This window comes from Enterobacter sp. ku-bf2, from assembly GCF_001742765.1.
Taxonomy (GTDB): Bacteria; Pseudomonadota; Gammaproteobacteria; order Enterobacterales; family Enterobacteriaceae; genus Enterobacter; species Enterobacter quasiroggenkampii.
The window spans coordinates 1595129-1613575 of the sequence record NZ_MDVW01000001.1 but is presented as its reverse complement, the minus strand read 5'-3'; the positions used below and the strand labels follow the sequence as shown (position 1 = coordinate 1613575).

The 18447-nt window shown below is 55.7% G+C and carries 18 protein-coding genes; 7 read left to right on the top strand and 11 right to left on the bottom strand.

Features of this window, described 5'->3' with window-relative positions:
* Position 1: 1 nt before the first annotated feature.
* From ybiJ to mcbA, 3 genes are all read right to left on the bottom strand, one after another.
* Positions 2–262: a DUF1471 family protein YbiJ gene (gene ybiJ, locus BFG58_RS07680; protein ID WP_023310874.1), complete on the bottom strand. Its 261-nt coding sequence runs from the start codon at positions 260–262 to the stop codon at positions 2–4.
* Positions 263–547: 285 nt separating this feature from the next.
* Positions 548–814 (bottom strand): DksA/TraR family C4-type zinc finger protein, encoded by a 267-nt coding sequence (locus tag BFG58_RS07675; RefSeq protein ID WP_048027017.1) that lies wholly within the window; start codon positions 812–814, stop codon positions 548–550.
* Positions 815–934: 120 nt separating this feature from the next.
* Entirely contained in the window at positions 935–1201 is a 267-nt protein-coding gene (mcbA, locus tag BFG58_RS07670; RefSeq protein WP_045909506.1) for a DUF1471 family periplasmic protein McbA, read from the bottom strand.
* A 243-nt stretch (positions 1202–1444) separates the two neighbouring features.
* Here mcbA and rlmF point away from each other — a divergent pair, with 243 nt between their 5' ends.
* The gene (gene rlmF / locus BFG58_RS07665) at positions 1445–2356 is read left to right on the top strand and encodes a 23S rRNA (adenine(1618)-N(6))-methyltransferase RlmF (protein WP_045909507.1); all 912 of its coding nucleotides are present in this window, start codon (positions 1445–1447) and stop codon (positions 2354–2356) included.
* 48 nt (positions 2357–2404) lie between these two features.
* On the opposite strand, the gene ybiO is transcribed toward rlmF, so the two are convergent.
* The 6 genes from ybiO to rhtA all read right to left on the bottom strand — a co-directional run bounded on the left by ybiO (position 2405) and on the right by rhtA (position 9012).
* Positions 2405–4618 (bottom strand): mechanosensitive channel protein, encoded by a 2214-nt coding sequence (ybiO, locus tag BFG58_RS07660; protein ID WP_069719567.1) that lies wholly within the window; start codon positions 4616–4618, stop codon positions 2405–2407.
* Between the two features lie 125 nt (positions 4619–4743).
* Positions 4744–5466, bottom strand: a complete 723-nt coding sequence (gene glnQ / locus BFG58_RS07655) for a glutamine ABC transporter ATP-binding protein GlnQ (RefSeq protein WP_023292945.1) — start codon at positions 5464–5466, stop codon at positions 4744–4746.
* On the bottom strand, positions 5463–6122 hold the full coding sequence (gene glnP / locus BFG58_RS07650; RefSeq protein WP_003858462.1) for a glutamine ABC transporter permease GlnP: 660 nt from the start codon (positions 6120–6122) through the stop codon (positions 5463–5465). The genes glnQ and glnP overlap by 4 nt, the downstream gene beginning before the upstream one ends.
* Before the next feature lie 93 nt (positions 6123–6215).
* A complete protein-coding gene (glnH, locus tag BFG58_RS07645) occupies positions 6216–6959 on the bottom strand; it encodes a glutamine ABC transporter substrate-binding protein GlnH (protein WP_023310880.1) in 744 nt (247 codons plus the stop codon).
* Positions 6960–7321: 362 nt separating this feature from the next.
* The gene (dps, locus tag BFG58_RS07640; RefSeq protein WP_069719566.1) at positions 7322–7825 is read right to left on the bottom strand and encodes a DNA starvation/stationary phase protection protein Dps; all 504 of its coding nucleotides are present in this window, start codon (positions 7823–7825) and stop codon (positions 7322–7324) included.
* A 299-nt stretch (positions 7826–8124) separates the two neighbouring features.
* The gene (rhtA, locus tag BFG58_RS07635; protein ID WP_008501172.1) at positions 8125–9012 is read right to left on the bottom strand and encodes a threonine/homoserine exporter RhtA; all 888 of its coding nucleotides are present in this window, start codon (positions 9010–9012) and stop codon (positions 8125–8127) included.
* A 354-nt stretch (positions 9013–9366) separates the two neighbouring features.
* On the opposite strand from rhtA, the gene ompX reads away from it, so the two are divergent.
* The gene (gene ompX, locus BFG58_RS07630; protein ID WP_008501173.1) at positions 9367–9885 is read left to right on the top strand and encodes an outer membrane protein OmpX; all 519 of its coding nucleotides are present in this window, start codon (positions 9367–9369) and stop codon (positions 9883–9885) included.
* A 471-nt stretch (positions 9886–10356) separates the two neighbouring features.
* On the opposite strand, the gene BFG58_RS07625 is transcribed toward ompX, so the two are convergent.
* Complete coding sequence (locus tag BFG58_RS07625) at positions 10357–11940, bottom strand: phosphoethanolamine transferase (RefSeq protein WP_069719565.1); 1584 nt, start codon at positions 11938–11940, stop codon at positions 10357–10359.
* Between the two features lie 283 nt (positions 11941–12223).
* Entirely contained in the window at positions 12224–12352 is a 129-nt protein-coding gene (gene mntS / locus BFG58_RS07620; protein WP_008501175.1) for a manganase accumulation protein MntS, read from the bottom strand.
* Between the two features lie 183 nt (positions 12353–12535).
* On the opposite strand from mntS, the gene mntR reads away from it, so the two are divergent.
* The 5 genes from mntR to BFG58_RS07595 all read left to right on the top strand — a co-directional run bounded on the left by mntR (position 12536) and on the right by BFG58_RS07595 (position 18402).
* A complete protein-coding gene (gene mntR / locus BFG58_RS07615; RefSeq protein WP_008501176.1) occupies positions 12536–13009 on the top strand; it encodes a manganese-binding transcriptional regulator MntR in 474 nt (157 codons plus the stop codon).
* Positions 13006–14115, top strand: a complete 1110-nt coding sequence (locus BFG58_RS07610; RefSeq protein ID WP_048222158.1) for an anion transporter — start codon at positions 13006–13008, stop codon at positions 14113–14115. The genes mntR and BFG58_RS07610 overlap by 4 nt, the downstream gene beginning before the upstream one ends.
* 101 nt (positions 14116–14216) lie before the next feature.
* Positions 14217–15311 (top strand): HlyD family secretion protein, encoded by a 1095-nt coding sequence (locus BFG58_RS07605; protein WP_069719564.1) that lies wholly within the window; start codon positions 14217–14219, stop codon positions 15309–15311.
* Entirely contained in the window at positions 15308–16879 is a 1572-nt protein-coding gene (locus BFG58_RS07600) for a DHA2 family efflux MFS transporter permease subunit (RefSeq protein WP_048027030.1), read from the top strand. The genes BFG58_RS07605 and BFG58_RS07600 overlap by 4 nt, the downstream gene beginning before the upstream one ends.
* Positions 16879–18402 carry an efflux transporter outer membrane subunit gene (locus tag BFG58_RS07595; protein ID WP_069719563.1) on the top strand — a complete coding sequence of 508 codons (1524 nt, stop codon included), beginning with the start codon at positions 16879–16881 and terminating at the stop codon, positions 18400–18402. Before BFG58_RS07600 ends, BFG58_RS07595 begins: the two co-directional genes overlap by 1 nt.
* The last annotated feature ends 45 nt before the right edge of the window (positions 18403–18447 follow it).

Here is an 18447-nt window from a genome sequence, read left to right as displayed (position 1 = left end):
ATTATTTGTAGATAACCGCGGTACCGCTCAGCTTGTTATTGCCGTTAGCGGAGGTAATGGTGTATCCGCTTGCACCGGCAGCAGCCGCTTTCTCAGCCAGTTTGGCTTCCAGACCGTCCAGCGTGGTCGCGCCATCAGCGCTTACCACACCGACTTTATTCATGTTCTGTGCCTGAGTTGAAGAGACTGGCTCTACGGCGAAAGCACCGAAGGACAGAGCGGACAGGGCAACAGCAGCTACAGCATATTTGATGGTTTTCATAATTAATCTCTCGCAGGTGTTTCTGTTAAGGGGACGATGTTCCGTCGATGTGATAAGTATCACGGTTTTTTTCGAGGGATAAAATCGAAGAGAATTGACGTGGTTGCTCAAAAAAATTGAATGACAAATAACTTATTGAATATTAATAAATTCAAACTGGCGATTTACACTTCTTGTTGATGCGCTTTACAGAAGAAAGATGAAGGGCACATTTTGCTACGCGGTTCGCTAAAAATCGTGAGCGTAAAGGTAAGGGCCTGTGCGGTTAACTTAGGTAAAGGAAAGTCAACGTAACTGGCTGTCTTTCGAACCCCTGCGATTATATCCCGAATGTGATGAATTTTTCGAATCTTTATGCTGCTGGCAGGTGATGCAAAGCCTTACGCCGGGGATGGCTTTTCGGCGCGCCTCGGGAATAGGGTCTCCACACTCTTCGCATTCAGTTAAGCTTTCGCCGCGCGGAATTTCACCGCGGGCACGCGCTACCGCATCTTCAATTGTACTGTTGATCTGGTCGTTAACGGCATCATCATTTGCCCAGCCGGAAGCCATTATGCCCTCCTGATATTGGTTCAGCCCTGCTTTTAATATGGGGTTAAAAAACGAACAGTCAAGGCGAGGGGGAAGAGAACTGCATCCGGTGGACAGATGCAGTCTGGGGAAAAAAGCTGATTATTTATAAATGGTCGCTGTGCCGTACATATGGTTATCGCCGCCAGCGGAATTCACCACGAAGCCTTTTGCACCTTCCTGACGGGCTTTTTCGGCAAGTTTAGACTGGAGATCGTCAAGGTTGCTGGCACGGCTTACCGAGACGGTGCCCGCAGGCCGAAGCTGGCTGGTGTCGGTACTCGGGGTCAGCGACTGAACGGCCATCGCAGAGAATGACGCAGTCGCCAGGGCGGCAGCGATAACAGCAAGGGTCAGATACTTTTTCATAATCACATCCTCATGAGGAAACAACAGGTGATTCCCCTTAAGTTTAGAAGCCGGAGGAGTGTGACTTAGCGCAAATATTTGATGATGATCTGCTTATTTTTTGAACAACATCATTTGACATTTCGCTGACAGATCATAGACATAAAGGTGTTTGATTTATGTCGAATTTTTAATCGATGCAGAGAAAGATTTACCGTTGGGCCAGCAAAGGGTATCTTACGCCGCTGTTTAAAGGAGAACGCCATGACTTCCCAAAAGCCGGGATTGCACCCACGAAATCGCCACCGCAGCCGCTACGACATGAATGCGTTATGCCTGAGCTGCCCGCCGCTGCAGGACTACATTGTCCAGACCCCCGCGGGTGAACCTTCGGTCAACTTTGCTGACCCCCAGGCGGTTAAAATGTTGAACAAAGCGCTGCTTGCACACTATTACGGTGTGGCGAACTGGGATATTCCCGAAGGCTTTCTCTGTCCACCTGTGCCGGGCCGCGCGGATTACGTGCATCACCTTGCCGACCTTCTTGCCGAAGGTAATGAGGGCGTTGTTCCAGAGCAGGCCACCATTCTGGATATTGGCACCGGGGCGAATCTGATTTACCCGCTGATCGGCGCGCATGAATACCACTGGCGCTTTACCGGAAGCGAAATCGGTGCCGAGGCCTTTGCCAGCGCCCAGGCGATTATCAGCGCGAACCCTGGGTTAAGCCGCGCCATTCGTCTGCGTCGTCAGAAAGAGGCGGCGTCGATCTTCAACGGTATCATTCACAAAAATGAAAGCTATGACGCCACGATGTGCAACCCGCCGTTCCATGATTCGGCGGCCGCGGCCCGTGCGGGCAGCGAGCGCAAGCGCCGCAACCTGGGTCAGGCGGAAGATGCCGCGCTGAACTTCGGCGGTCAGCAGCAGGAATTATGGTGTGAAGGCGGCGAAGTGGCGTTTATCCTGCGCATGATTGCGGAAAGCAAACAGTTTGGTCGTCAGGTGAAGTGGTTCACGACGCTGGTTTCCCGCGGAGATAACCTGCCGCCACTCTACCGCGCGCTCACCGAAGCGGGTGCCGTAAAAGTGGTGAAAAAAGAGATGGCGCAGGGCCAGAAGCAAAGCCGCTTTATCGCCTGGACGTTTATGGACAATAACAAACGTCGCAAATAGCACGCCGTCGTAGGCCGGGTAAGGCGAAGCCGCCACCCGGCAACAAGGCTACAGCGTTGGCTCCTGCGGTGGGAGCGGCGCTGCGGGCGGCGGCAGTACCTGATAGGTCTGGACCGGCATCCGCACGTTCGCCAGATCGAAGTGTTTTTTCACCATGCTGTCGAGCGCAAAGCGCACCGTCCACTGCTTCAGCGGCTGGGTGGTGAACGACACGCGCAGGGTAAAGGCCGTGTTCGTCAGCCCGACAATGCCGGCAAATGACGGCTCGCCAATCACCAGTCCGCGAATATCCTCCATCTGCATCAGCTCTTCTACCGCATCGCGCAGCGCCTGCTTCGCTTTATCGGCATCCTCATGACGATCCACATCGTAGTTCGCTACCACGGAGCCAATGCCGCGTACAAAGTTGGCGAAGGTGGTTATCGAGGACCAGGGAATGATGTGGTACGCCCCGGTGTCCTGGCGCACGCCCACCGAGCGAATCGACATCCTCTCAACGGTGCCGGTTAACGGCCCAATAGTCACCAGATCGCCCGTGTTCATCCCGTTCTCAAACTGGATAAAGATGCCGGTAATAATATCCTTCACCAGCGTTTGCGACCCGAAGGAGATCGCCAGCCCCAGGGCACCGGCACCGGCCAGCAGCGGGGCGATATTCACCCCGATTTCCGACAGCACAATCATGATGGTGATGGTACTGATAATGACCGCCAGCGCGTTGCGGAACAGGGTTAACAGCGTTCTTGCCCGCGCGCTGGGCAGGGGACGGCCATGAATATCCGATACCAGACGGTTCTCGATAAGGCTCGCCAGCAGCGTCCAGCCGACGGCAGAGAAGAACAAAATCAACGCGATGCGAATCAGGATGTCGACCGTTTTCTCACCCGCACCGTTGTGCAGCCAGTTCCAGAAATCAAACAGGCTCCACGCATTCAGGAGCAGCATAATCGCCACGCAGACGGTGAGGATGCGCGCCACCTTCAGCGATACCGACATCCAGCCGTTTACCCGTTTTTGCAGTTCCGGGTAATTACGCTGTACCTGCGGCGACAGGGTGATGGTTTTCGAAATCCAGCGCGACAGCAGCCCCGACACAAACGCCGCGATGCCGATAATGGCCAGGCTTTTGAACGTCGCCCCCATCATGAATTTCAGGCTGTTTCCCGGGTCGAACAGCGAGAAGAAGCACAATACGATGAAGTAGGCGCTTGCCAGCCAGTGCCACACCAGGGCGAAAGCGCGAATAAACAGGCTGAAGAACGAGAGGGATCGATCGGCCAGATTTAGCAGGCTTTGGGTAATGGTTTTTTTATTGTGGAAGATCAGATACAGCGACCAGACGGTAATGCAGATCATGATAATGACGTTTGCCAGGGCGCCAAACTGGACGTTTACCTGGTTGGAGATGATCGGCACGGCAACCAGCAGGCCGTAGCCAATCAGCCCGCTGAGCACGCTCAGGCGCAGCGCCCAGTACTTCGCCGTTTCATCCCGGATGGCGAAAGGACGCAGCGCAGGCACGTGGGGACAAAAGAGTAATCGCAGCAGCGCCTTGAAGAACTCAATCAGGGCAAAGGCATTCAGGAAAAGCGACTGCTGGAAGGCGATGGTTTTGTTGCCCGCGTTCAGCCTGTCGGCCAGCATCTGGCCTAAGAACAGCGTCAGGGCCAGCAGCAGTAAATCAATGATAAACGCAGAGGCTATCATCAACGGCAGGTGCAGCCAGCTGCTTTTCTGCTGATTCTTTCTGCGTCCCCATTGCCCCATTTTGCGGTACAGCGGCCACGCGCACAGGCGCACCAGCCAGTAAAAAAGGAAGACTGCACCAGCCAGCATCAGGAACTGCGTGGCGGCGGCGGTAAACGTTTGTGGGTTAAACGGCTTATGCGGTGAGCCAATCAGGTTGCGGTAGAGCTGAGCAAAGCGCGAGGAGAGCGCTTCTCCATAGTGTCGGCTCACGTCGGTGACATTTTCCAGCACCGTTTTTTGTTCCTCCACCTGGGGAGGGGTGATGACAGGCACCGGCTCCTGCGGCGGCGTGGCGGCCACTTTCCGCAGCTGGCTGATGAGTTCGTGCCGGGAGGTGTCGTTCTCAAGGACGTCGGCGAGGGCGCTGTAGGCGGCTTTTTTCTGTTCGACATCGGGTTCAGGAGGGGGCGTACTTTGCTGACTGGCGGTTGTTCCGGTGGTCACGCCGGGGATCGCGACGGCGAACGATGGCGCACTAAACAGGCTAATCAACAGCAACAGGATCCACGGCACGGCGTCCTCCGGTGAAAATGTCGAACAAAATGATAAGTATAGAAGTCGGGACGCGGAGGGGGATTTTTGGGAACAATCTGGCGTAAAAAAGCCGGGCAAGCCCGGCTTTAGCGTCAAGCGAGGGATCAGGAGACGTGCTGCAGGAACTCCTGCAGACGCGGGCTCGGCGGGTTCGCAATCAATTCCTGCGGGTTACCGTCTTCCGCGATACGGCCTTTATCAATAAAGATCAGGCGGGACGCCACTTTCTCAGCGAAGCCGATTTCGTGGGTCACGATAACCATCGTCATCCCTTCTTCCGCCAGATCCTGCATGACCTTCAGCACCTCGTGGCGCAGCTCCGGGTCGAGTGCGGACGTAGGCTCATCAAACAGCATCAGTTTCGGTTTGACCGCCAGCGCACGGGCAATTGCCACGCGCTGCTGTTGACCACCGGACAGCTCAGAAGGGTAGTGGTGCGCGCGTTCAGCCAGGCCGACTTTCGCCAGCAGATCTTTGGCCAGCGCTTCTGCCGCCGCTTTGTTGGCACCGCGCACGCGCAGGGGGCCAAACATCACGTTCTCCAGCGCCGTCAGGTGCGGGAAAAGATAGAACTGCTGGAACACCATGCCCGCTTCCTGACGAATCAGACGGTCATCCACTTTCGGGTCATTCACCTTCAGACCGTCGACGATCAGATCGCCGCTGGTGATCTCTTCCAGCTTGTTGATGCAGCGCAGCAGGGTCGACTTACCGGAGCCGGATGGCCCGATAATGACCACCACTTCACCCTGCTGGATGTTCAGATCGATATTGTGCAGCACCTGGGTTGGGCCAAAGTGCTTGGAAACGTTTTTAAATTCAATCACAGGATTTTCATCCTTCTTTCAAGACGACGCAGAACGAAGCTCAGAACCAGAGTAATGATCAGGTAGACCACGGCCACCGCACTCCAGATTTCCAGCGCGCGGAAGTTGCCAGCAATGATCTCCTGCCCCTGACGGGTCAGTTCGGCCACGCCGATAACAATGAACAGCGACGTATCTTTAATGCTGATGATCCACTGGTTACCCAGCGGTGGCAGCATGCGACGCAGCGCCAGCGGCAGAATAACGTGGCGGATCGTTTCGCGACGTGAAAGGCCTAATGCCAGACCGGCTTCACTGAAACCTTTATGAATCGACAGCACCGCACCGCGGGTGATTTCCGCAATGTAGGCGCCTGAGTTGATCATAATGGTGACGACGGCTGCGCTGAACGGGTCGATGCGCAGGTCAGTGAACGCCATAGGCAGGGCGAAGTAAATGAACATGACCTGCACGACAATAGGGGTGCCGCGGATCACTTCGATGAAAACCAGTGCGATGTGGTTTGCAATCCAGCCACCGTAGGTACGGGCGAAACCGGCGACAAGACCGATAATCAACCCGCCAACCAGACCCAGGACCGAAATCCACAGAGTCATTTTAGCGCCTTCAAGCAAGAGTGGAATGGCAGGCCAGATGGCGCTCCAGTCAAACTGCATGATGTATTCCTGTATACCGTGGTGAAAAACGAAAAACGTAGGCCCGGTAAGCGGCAGCGCCACCGGGCGTTACAAACCTGAATTCAGGTGAAATTATTTAGGCTCGGTACCGAACCATTTTTTGTAGATTTCGTTATAGGTGCCGTTCTCTTTCAGCGTTTTCAGCGCGCCGTTAACTTTCGTGCGCAGGTCGTCGCTGCCTTTCGGGAACGCGATACCGTACTGCTGGGCTTCCAGAGACTCGCCAACGGCTTTGAACTTGCCGTTACCGGCTGTTTTGATGAAGTACAGGATGTTCGGCGTGTCGTGCAGAACAGCGTCAGCACGGTTGGTGCCGAGTTCCATGTACGCGTTGTCGATGTTCGGGAACTGACGCAGGTCTTTGGTTTTGATATTGGCTTTCGCGTAATCAACCGAACCGGTGCCGCTCTTCACTGCCACCACTTTGCCGTCGAGATCTTTCACGCTTTTTACGTCGTTATTATCGGCTTTGACCATCACCAGCAGGCCGCTTTTGTAGTAGCCATCAGAGAAGTCGATCGCTTTTTTACGTTCGTCGGTAATGGTGATACCCGCCAGAGCCAGATCAACGTTCTTGGTTTGCAGTGCCGGGATGATGCCGCTGAAGTCCATCGGCTTCAGGGTGTAATCCAGTTTGAGTTCTTTTGCGACGGCGGCCCACAGATCCACATCGAAACCAACGTATTTATCACCCTGTTTGAATTCAAACGGAACGAACGCCGTGTCGGTCGCCACAACCAGTTTGTCGGCAGCCTGAGAGGACACCGCAAAAGCCAGGGTAAGTGCAGCCAGTGAAACTTTTAATACAGACTTCATAGCATTTCCTTTTATATCCACGGGGCGATCCCCTGCGAGAACAGGTGACACAATGAAAAAATCGTGCCAACTTTACAAGCTATTGTTTTGCAAAGGGGATGATGTCATGCATTGCACAATAAATGGGGCAATGAGGTCTTATTGCACCAAAGTGGAGCACTGTTTTGGTGCGCTTCGTTTGGCTCAACTGACGGGGAGATATTTAGCGTAAATTCTGACGAAAAAACAATCTTCCGTTAACGGTTGTGTGAGGTGATTATTACAATTTCTTCACTTTTGCACGTTCTCAGGCAAAAAACGTGCACCATAGATGTGCAAAACCCTCACCGAAGGGCGAGGGTTTGATAGAAAATTCGTATGAATTATTCGATGTTAGATTCGATGAACCACAAGAACTGATCCAGATCGCGGGACGCGGCGGTGAAGATGTCTGCGGTATCTTCGTCTTTCGCTTCGCTAATCGCTTTGCGCACATCGTTCGCCACAATCGCATAGCGGTCCGCCAGCTCTTTCAGGTGATCCTGAACGGTATGGATATCCAGCGGATAGCTTTTCAGCGGGGTTTTGCTGTTGATCACCTGTGTGGTGCCCAGCGCCACGCCGCCTAACTGAACGGCACGTTCAGCCATCGTATCGAGGTGGGCAACCAGTGCTGTGCGGAAGCCATCCAGCATTTCATGAACGGCAATAAAGTTTGCACCGCGCATATTCCAGTGGGCCTGTTTGGTGATCAGCGAAAGATCGATGAACTGGATCACCTGGCGATTCAGCAACTCAATGGTCGCTTTTTTGTCGCTGTCCGATACATCGTTACGGGTATAAAGCAGATTAGACGCTTTCGTTTTCACCAGTTTAGCGGTACTCATAATCTCATATCCTCTTGATGTTTATGTCCCAGGTAATTACGGAACTAAGTATAGCACCGGATTTTTTCTCTGCGGTTTGGCTGTGCCTATCGGTTTAATAGCGAGAAGGAGGTTGAGAATTTAATTTATTGAAAGTATTAGATAATTTATAAATTGATACAGATCAATCTTAATTGCTGAATGGGGAAGTTAACGCAGAGGAATATTTTGCTGGCAGGAGTGAGTGTGTAAGAAATTATAACGCCTGTGTTTCTGGCCTTTATTCTGCATGGCGTGGAAGCCATGCAGAATATATGGCCTTAGTTGATATCCACTTTCTCAACTTTTGGCTCCGGGCGCATGGTAAGCGTCGAGCCCATTGATGCCGCGATAATCGAGCAGAGCGCCAGCGTCTGGGTCAATGTCAGGGTTTCGCCGAGAAACACCATCCCGGAAATCGCGGCAAGCGCAGGCTCCATACTCATCAGGGTGCCAAATATGCGTGTCGGCAGACGCGTCAGCGCAATCATCTCCAGAGAATAGGGGAGTGCGGTAGAGAGAATCGCGACCGCCAGACCGATGGGCATGACGGACCATTGCCAGATAGACTCTGTCGCCTGCGCCATGCCGATGGGCACAAACACGATGGCCGCAATCAGGGAACCCAACGCGACGGTCGCCGGACCGTGCTCTTCCCCAGCGCGCTGGCCGGTGAGGATATAGACAGCCCAGCAGGCACCTGCGCCCAGCGCCAGCGCTGCGCCCGTCAGGTCAATCTCAGAAACGCTCTGGCCCAGCGGCAGCAGGAACCATAAGCCCAGTACGGCTAACACGACCCAGATAAAATCGACCGGACGTCGGGAGGAGAACAGCGCCACCGCCAGCGGGCCGGTAAACTCCAGCGCGACGGCAATACCCAGCGGTATCGTCTGGATGGAGAGGTAGAACAGGTAGTTCATTGCCCCCAGGGAGAGTCCATAAAACAGCAGCGGTAAACGCTGCTCCTTTTTGAAGCGCAGACGCCACGGTTTAAAAATGACCACCAGTATCGCCGTGCCTAGCACAATACGCAGGGCGGTCACCCCGGGCGCGCCAACCAGCGGAAAAAGCGATTTTGCCAGCGAGGCACCGCTTTGAATGGACAACATGGCAATGAGTATTACGGCTACCGGCAACCAGACCGACGACGTGCGGGATAACCCAGGCATCCTTTCTCCTGTCAGCTTATGTCAAATGAGGTAAAGGTTGCAGTGTAAAGGAAATATGCGGCTACGGTTGAGGTACTGTTGAAAAAAAAGCAGGTGAAATCCGTAAAATGGTTAAGCGCTGGTGGATTTATCGCCTGTCAGATTAGGAATAATCTGGATGAATGTAACTGCGCAGACGCGCACTATGCGCATTTAGTAGTGAAAATTGCATGTGATTTGAAAGAGATAGCTGATGCTGGAAACGTTCTGTTACAGGAAAGGTTTCATTAGACATCATGAATCACAAAGAGTTTCGCAAATTTTTTTGATATATTTAAAACTTACGGACTTACTTGGATCACATTTGAGGTGGTTATGAAAAAAATTGCATGTCTTTCAGCACTGGCCGCTGTACTGGCTGTTTCCGCAGGTACCGCTGTAGCTGCTACTTCTACTGTTACTGGTGGTTACGCTCAGAGCGACTATCAGGGCGTGATGAACAAAGCTAACGGTTTCAACCTGAAGTATCGTTACGAGCAGGATAACAACCCACTGGGCGTGATCGGTTCTTTCACCTACACCGAGAAAGATCGTTCTGAAAACGGCGCATACAACAAAGGCCAGTACTACGGTATCACCGCGGGCCCAGCTTACCGTCTGAACGACTGGGCAAGCATCTACGGTGTTGTAGGTGTTGGCTACGGTAAATTCCAGCAGACCGAAAACGAAGGTCTGAACCGCACTGCAAGCAACAGCGACTACGGCTTCTCCTATGGCGCAGGCCTGCAGTTCAACCCAATCCAGGACGTTGCTCTGGACTTCTCCTATGAGCAGAGCCGTATCCGCAACGTTGACGTTGGCACCTGGATCGCGGGCGTAGGTTACCGCTTCTAATCACTTCGGTGATTAAATAAAAAATCCGCCCACTGTGGCGGATTTTTTTTGTCTTTTTCCCTCTCCCTGTGGGGGGAGGGGGGGAACATACGGCTGTAGTGGTCATTCCGTTCACTTCATGTTCCTTGCTACTCTGTAACAGCATGACCTGTGAACGTGCCAGGGCGGCTCAATCGCCGCCGCCCTGGCGACCCGGGCTCCCGGCGGTAAATCGCCGCTTCGCGGTCCCCTCAGCTTATTCCTTCAGGCTATCGGGTCGGGCATGAGCCTGCATCCCTGCAGGCCACGCCCTCTCGGCGCATCCCTGCGCCTCGCCCCGGCCTTACGGAAACGCTTCGGCGATTTACAGCCGGACCAGGACGTCGCTGTAAGTCATTAATTTTGCGAAGCAACGTTCATCGCTTCAAGTAAAAAATTACTGGGGGATCCCTCAGCCCTGTAGGAGAGGACCAGGGTGAGGGCATCAGACCGCTACTTACTCTTAATATCAAAAATATCCGTACCCAGATGGTTGTAGTCAACTTTCTGTAACTTGAAGTTGGTAACGTACACTTGGGGAGCTTTCTTGTTAGAGACAAACGGGTAAGCGTTTTTTATCTGCCCGGCGGTAATCCCCGTCCACTGCGAGAAAAACTGCAGGAAATCATTCGCTGAACGACGCGCTTTAATGACGCGATGCGTTTTATCGTCACTCGACAGCACCATAAACGGCACCTGGAAGTTCTGCTGGAACTTGTCATCGTGCGCCAGGTACTGCACCTCTTTCCCGCGCTCTTTAAACGCCAGCCCGTGATCCGAGAAATAGACCAGAGAGAAGCTGTCGCCCGTATTGCGCAGCTGATCGTAGAGCTTGCTCAGCAGGTCGTCGGTTTGCGTCATGGTGTAGAGATAGCAGGAGGTCTCTTTGGACTGCACGAACTCCGCGTACTTCCCGCCGGTCCGATCGCAGGCCTGCGGGTGCGACCCCATCAGATGCAGGACGATCAGCTGAGGCTGGGTGCGCGGGGTAGCGAAGACCTGCGCCGTCATTTTCAGCAACGCTTCGTCCTTGGTATTTTTGTCGGCTTCAAAGTCGCCATTTTTCAGGAACTGTACTTCGTCAGCCCGTTTGGCGATGCTGGCGATGGCCGTATCGTATTCGCCAATTTGCCCCTGATTCGAGAACCACCACGTCTGAAAACCTGCGCGGTTTGCCAGGGTGACGAAATTATCCTGATACTGCGGTTTGCCATCCACCACCCGGTTAAGGGTCAGGCCGAGCGATTTCTGCGTTGAGCCGCTGGCCGCGACATAATCGGTAAACAGGGTGCCTTTGACCGAACTGGCAAACGGGGTGTTATCCCAATGGCCGCCAAACGCGCCCATTGCATCTCGACGCGCGCTTTCGCCAATCACCACCACATAGGTGTGATATTTCGGCTTAACGGCCAGCACGTTCCAGGTGTCTTTCATATTGGAAAGCTCAGCCATGCGGGCCTGTTCGTCGAGAACCTCTTTATTATTTACAACGACATCTTTCACGAAGCGGAAAACCGGATAGCCGATGTTAATAAGTCTTAGCTTACCGTCCCAGGGAATATTCTGGATAGGGGCGACAAATGCCACGGCAACGCTGAATACCAGACAGAGTATGTCGATCTTACCCCAGGATTTTTTCTCGCCCGGCTGACGGCGAATGGCGATAATGCCCAGCGCGAAGATAAAGAGCCCGACCACGTAGCTGTACCACGGGAAGATCGTCAGGATCTCCGTCGACTCTTCCATATTGGTCGAGTGCAGCGCCAGCAGGGTATTAAAGTTTGGCGAGCCGTACGCCTGACCAAACGGAAAATAGAGCGCCGCAACCAGCGAACAGATGCCGATTAATGCTTTTTGCGCGCGCGGCGCGGCTCGCCACAGCACATGCAGAATGCAGGTGAAGGCCACCGCGTAGAGCAGACTAAAGGGATAACCGAGCGCAAAGTTAATCAGTAATGACTGCAAAAAGTAAAACCCCGTCCACGGGCTTAAGGCCCGGCTGCGGGTCACAACGGTATCTATCAGGGTTAAATTCATAGGTCACTATCATGGATGAAAACGCCATGTGCTCACCCTGGCGTCAAGGGTCATAACCTGCCTGACAGTGCGTGGAGAGGGAATGAGGGTCCGCTTCAGCGAGCCGCAAATTGTGCAGGGCTGCAAGAAGATAGTGCGAGCGCTAAATAATATCAACAGTTGCTAAGCAGATGTTTTGCGAAGGGGATTGCAAATCCGTAAAAAAGATCGGGAATAGGGCGGCTGGAAGCCAGTTTACAGCGAAAATGTGACGGGAAAATGAAGCGGCGTACCGCGACGCCGCTTAGTGGGAAGGTTTGTCATCCTGATGCGGTTTGCCGTTAAACATATCGCACAGCATGTTCAGCAGCATTAAGCGCACTTTAAAGGGTGAGTGGGTAAACACGGTCATGCACCTCTTGAATTCGTTCATAAGACCTCCTGATTTTTGATCCCTTCGATCCGTGAAGGGTGACTGCATTACATACAGATATAGCACAGGCTATATTGTATAGCTATGGCTATTTCGTTAATTTTTTGTGCTTGTGGAGGGATGGTTTACAATGTGCGCTCTCGATACCGGGCGCTGGAAGCGTCACCCCACTGAGGAAGTACAATGAACCGTCGCGCAGGTAAGCCAACCATTAAAAAAACGACGCAACTGGTGAATGTTGAAGAGCATGTCGAAGGTTTTCGCCAGGTCCGTGAAGCGCACCGGCGTGAACTGATTGATGATTATGTTGAACTCATTTCCGATCTGATTCGTGAGGTCGGGGAAGCGCGTCAGGTCGATATGGCCGCCAGGCTGGGGGTATCGCAGCCAACTGTCGCAAAAATGTTAAAACGTCTCGCCTCCGTGGGCCTAATCGAAATGATCCCCTGGCGCGGGGTCTTTCTGACGCCAGAAGGGGAGAAACTCGCGCAGGAGAGCCGCGAGCGCCATCAGCTTGTCGAGAATTTTTTGCTGGTGCTGGGCGTTAGCCCGGAGATTGCCCGCCGGGATGCGGAAGGAATGGAACACCACGTCAGCGAAGAGACGCTGGTGAAGTTTCGTGAGTTTACGCTTAAATATGGTCCCTCCGCTGAATGAAAATCCCTGGACTGCAGGCCCTGGCACGCGATCGTTTCTTCCATCTCTTATTACTCATTGGCGCAGGGTTAAGCCTCTTTGTGCCGTTTGCGCCACAGGCCTGGCCCGCTGCCATTGACTGGCGCACCATCATTACCCTGAGCGGCCTGATGATGCTCACCAAAGGGGTCGAGCTGAGCGGCTATTTTGACGTGCTGGGCCGTAAAATGGTGCGCCGTTTTGCCACCGAGCGCAGGCTGTCCCTGTTTATGGTGTTTTCCGCCGCGGTGCTGTCGACGTTTCTGACCAACGACGTGGCGCTGTTTATCATCGTACCCCTCACGCTCACGCTGCGTAAGCTTTGCGAGATCCCGGTCAGCCGGCTGATCATCTTTGAAGCGCTCGCCGTTAACGCCGGTTCTCTGTTAACGCCTATCGGCAACCCGCAAAATATCCTCCTCTGGGGACGTTCCGGGCTGTCGTTCGCCGCCTTTACCTGGCAGATGGCGCCGCTGGCGCTGGTGATGATGCTGTCGCTGCTGGTGGTGTGCTGGTTTGCGTTTCCGGATAAAAAACTGCAATACCACAGCGGCACCACGGGCCCGCAGTGGCAGCCGCGTCTGGTCTGGAGCTGTCTCGGGTTATATATCGTCTTTCTGTTCGCGCTCGAGCTGAAGTATGAGCTGGCGGGTGTCCTGCTGGTCGCCGCAGGCTTTGTCGTCCTCGCGCGGCGCGTGCTGGTCAGCGTGGACTGGACGCTGCTGCTGGTCTTTATGGTGATGTTTATTGATGTGCATCTGCTTATCCAGCTTCCGGTGCTGCAAAACGTGCTCCACAGCGTCAGTACGCTGTCTCAGCCGGGACTGTGGCTGACGGCGATTGGCCTGTCGCAGTTTATCAGCAACGTGCCGTCCACCATTCTGCTACTCAACTATGTTCCGCCGGACACGCTGCTGGCCTGGGCGGTGAATATCGGCGGGTTTGGGCTGTTGCCCGGCTCGCTGGCCAACCTGATTGCTCTGCGCATGGCCAACGACCGTCGTATCTGGTGGCGCTTCCATCTCTGGTCGATCCCGATGCTGGTTTGGGCCGCGGCGATCGGTTTCGGAATATTCCTTCTCATATAGTGCGCAATTTGTCAGTTTTTCCTGGCAAACGTATAGCAACGTCCTAGCTTTAGTGAACGGCATAGTGTGATGCCGCTCACTGACAGGACCGTTGCTGAACTATGGCTGAAGATCAAACTCCACCTGCTGACGAGCAGGACAAAAATAATAATGAGCGTAAGCGCCCGGGCAAAAAACCGTTAATTATCCTCGGCATTGTCGTGGTGGTGATGGTTGTCGTGGCGCTGGTCTGGTGGTTTTTAACCCGTAACGAAGAGACGACTGACGACGCCTTTACCGACGGCGACGTAGTGACGATTGCCCCGAAAACGGCAGGCTACGTCACCGAGTTGCGGGTGCGCGATAACCAGCGCGTGAAAAAGGGCGATCTGCTGGTGGTCATCGATCCGCGTGATACCACCGCGCAGCGCGATCAGGCTCAGGCCCAGCTTGGGCTGGCCATCGCGCAGCTGCATCAGGCTCAGGCGCAGCTGGCGCTCTCAAAAGTGCAGTATCCTGCCCAGCGTGACGAAGCCAAAGCGCAGGTGCTGAAAGCGCAGGCCGATCTGGCGAACGCGCAGGCGGAGTACCGTCGCCAGCGCGGTGTCGACCCGCGGGCAACCACCCAGCAAAGCATTGATTCCGCGAACGCTCAGCTGCGCAGCGCGCAGGCTGGGCTGGCCAGCGCTCAGGCGCAGCTGGAAGTGGCAGAGCAGGTCCAGCTGCAAATCCGCCAGCAGGAAACCAACGTTGAAGCGCGCGAGCGTCAGGTCGATCAGGCCAAAGCGCAGCTGGAAACGGCCAATCTGAACCTCTCTTACACCGAAGTCCGCGCCCCGTTCGACGGGTTTGTCACCAAACGCAACGTTCAGCCCGGCACGCTGGTGCAGGCGGGTACGGCGCTGTTCTCCCTGGTTTCGCCGAACGTGTGGGTGGTGGCGAACTTCAAAGAGTCCCAGCTTGAGCGCATGAAGCCCGGCGATAAGGTCACCATGTCGGTCGACGCGTGGCCGGATATGGCGCTTGAGGGCCACGTTGACAGTATCCAGCAGGGCAGCGGCTCGCGCTTCTCCGCCTTCCCGGCAGAAAATGCCACCGGTAACTTCGTCAAAATTGTGCAGCGCGTGCCGGTCAAAATCGTGATTGATAAGGGGCTCGATCCGAACAAACCGCTGCCGCTGGGACTGTCGGTTGCGCCGAAGGTGACGGTGGAATGACGGATCACAGCCACGACAGCTGGAAGCCCGCCAGCAATCCGTGGGCGGTGGCGATTGTCGTCACCCTGGCGGTGTTTATGGAGATCCTCGACACCACTATCGTCAACGTGGCGCTGCCCCACGTGGCGGGTTCGCTCTCGTCCAGCTATGACGAATCCACCTGGGTGTTAACCAGCTACCTGGTCGCGAACGGCATCGTGCTGCCCATCTCGGCGTTTCTGAGCCGCGTCTTCGGCCGCAAGCAGTTCTTCCTGATCTGCATCGTCATGTTCACCGTCTGCTCGTTCCTCTGCGGCATCGCCACCGAGCTGTGGCAGATCATCCTGTTCCGCGTGATGCAGGGCTTTTTTGGCGGCGGGCTACAGCCCACGCAGCAGTCGGTACTGCTCGACTACTTCAAGCCGGAGGACAGGGGCAAAGCCTTTGGGCTCTCGTCCATCGCGATTATCGTTGCACCGGTCCTCGGCCCGACGCTGGGGGGCTGGATCACCGACAACTACTCCTGGCGCTGGGTGTTCTTTATCAACATCCCGGTGGGGATTGTCACGGTGCTGGCGATCTACCAGCTGCTGGAAGATCCGCCGTGGGAGAGTAAGTCAAAAGAGAAGCTGACCATCGACTGGACGGGGATCGGCCTGATCGCCCTGGGGCTGGGCTGCCTGCAGGTGATGCTTGACCGGGGGGAAGATGAGGACTGGTTCTACTCGAACTTTATTCGTACCTTCGCGGTGTTAACGCTTATCGGCATTATCGGTGCCATTTACTGGCTGGTGTATGCCAGAAAACCGGTGGTGGATCTGCACTGCATGAAGGACCGCAACTTTGCCATCTCCAGCCTGCTGATGGCGGGGATGGCGATGATTTTGTACGGCAGTTCCGTGGTGATCCCGCAGCTGGCGCAGCAGGACCTGGGCTATACCGCCACCTGGTCAGGGCTGGTGCTGTCGCCCGGGGCGGTGCTGATTGTGCTGACCATTCCGCTGGTGCTGAAGCTGATGCCGGTGGTACAGACGCGCTGGATTATTGCCTTTGGCTTTACCTGTCTGGCGGTGTCGTTCTTCTGGTCGCGCACGCTGACCCCGGATATCGACTTCGAGACGCTGGTGCTGTTCCGCAGCGCCCAGTCGCTGGGGCTGGGGTTCCTGTTTGTGCCCCTGACCACCATTGCCTTTATTTCGATTCCAAGACGGCTGAATGCCGATGCGGCTGCGCTGTTCACCATGTTCCGTAACGTCGCGGGCTCGGTCGGGATCTCGCTGTCGACGGCGGCCATCACCGAACGATCCCAGGCGCACAGCGCGCATCTGGCGTACCACGCCTCGCCGTTTAACGAGCAGTTCCAGCAGGCGATACGCGAAAGCGCCCAGGCGATCCAGAACTTCACGACCCAGGTGGGAGACCCCACCGGCATCGCCACCGGACGCCTGTATCAGACCATGATCGAGCAGTCGCGCTTTTTGGCCTACATCGACGTCTTCACCATCCTGAGCGCCGTGGCCTTGCTATTGATTCCGTTTTGTTTGTTGCTCTCGCCGGTTAAGAGCGAGGGGAGTGCAGGAGCACATTGATGATACACAGACGTTTACACCCCCTGATGATAATGATGCTGCTGGCAGGTTGCGCCGTCGGGCCGGACTATCAGCCGCCCGCGCCGCCTGCCGTTACGCACTGGAACGATAAGGGCGACAGCGCGGTAAAATCGCAGACGACCTCCGCCGCGACCAACCCGCGCTGGTGGAAGACCTTCGGCTCGTCACAGCTCGACAGCCTGGTGGAACGCGCCATCGCCGGGAACCTGACGCTGCAGCAGACGGTGCTGCGCATCGCCGGCGCGCGCGAACAGATTAACCAGGCGGGCGGGGCATTTTATCCGTCGGTGAACGGCAATCTGCAGGCGACGCGCCAGCAGCTCGGGCTGGAAGGGGAGCTGAAATCCCACGGCGTGTATGACCAGGTGGATAGCATCGATCCCGCTCTCAAGGGCGCGCTGGGACCGCTAACGCAGCCGATCAACCTCTACCAGGGCAGCTTCGACGCCCAGTGGGAAATTGACCTGTGGGGTAAGGTGCGTCGACAGGTGGAAGCCGCCGAAGCGCAGCAGAAAGCGGCTATCGAGCAGCGTAACGACGCGCTGGTGTCGCTGGAGGCGGAAGTGGCGCGCGCGTGGCTCCAGCTGCGCGGGGCGCAGAGCGTTATCGCCACGCTGAACACCCAGATTAAAAGCGCGCAGCAGACGCTGGATCTGACCGAGAGCCGCCAGCGCGGCGGGCTGTCGCCGCAGATGGACGTGGAGAATGCGCGTGCACAGCTGGGTAACCTGGAGGCGCAACTGCCGCAGTACCAGGCGCAGGCGCGTCAGGCGATGAATGGCCTGGCAATCCTCCTGGGCAAGCCGCCGGGGGCGCTGGATGCGGAATTACAAAGCGTGCAGCCGATGCCCGCGCTGCCGGATATCGTGCAGACCGGCATTCCGTCGACGCTGGCGCGCCGCCGTCCGGACGTGCGTGAAGCTGAGGCGAACCTTCATGCCGCCACGGCGCAAATCGGCGTCTCGGTGGCGGAGCTGTTCCCGAGCTTTACCCTCTCCGGGCAGTTTGGCCTGCGCAACAGCGAAACCAACTGGCTGACCGACTGGAGCAGCCACTTCTACAGCTTTGGCCCGCAGGTCTCCATTCCCATCTTCCAGGGCGGTCGGCTGGTCTCCAGCGTGAAGGTGGCCCGCGCGCAGCAGGGGGCGGCGGTGCTGGACTATCGTCAGACGGTGCTCACCGCGCTTGGCGATGTCGAAAATGCGCTGGTGAGCTATCGCACCGACCAGCAGCGTGAAGCGGGTCTCGCAAAAACGATCGACGCCCTGCAAAACGCCTTTGACCTGGCGAGCGACAGCTATCGCCAGGGGATCGCCAGCTTCATTGACGTGCTGGACGCCCAGCGGCAGTTGGCCCAGGCCGAGCAGCAGCGCGCGCAGGCGCAGGTGCAAAGCGCGCTCGATCTGGTGGCGCTCTACAAGGCGCTCGGCGGCGGCTGGGAGCCGTATCAGCAGGTGCAATTACCGGACTACAGCGTCTTTGGCGACGCCCCGCGCGGATAAATTTTCAGAGGATTGGGCAAGAAACGGACAGGAACGCCACATTCG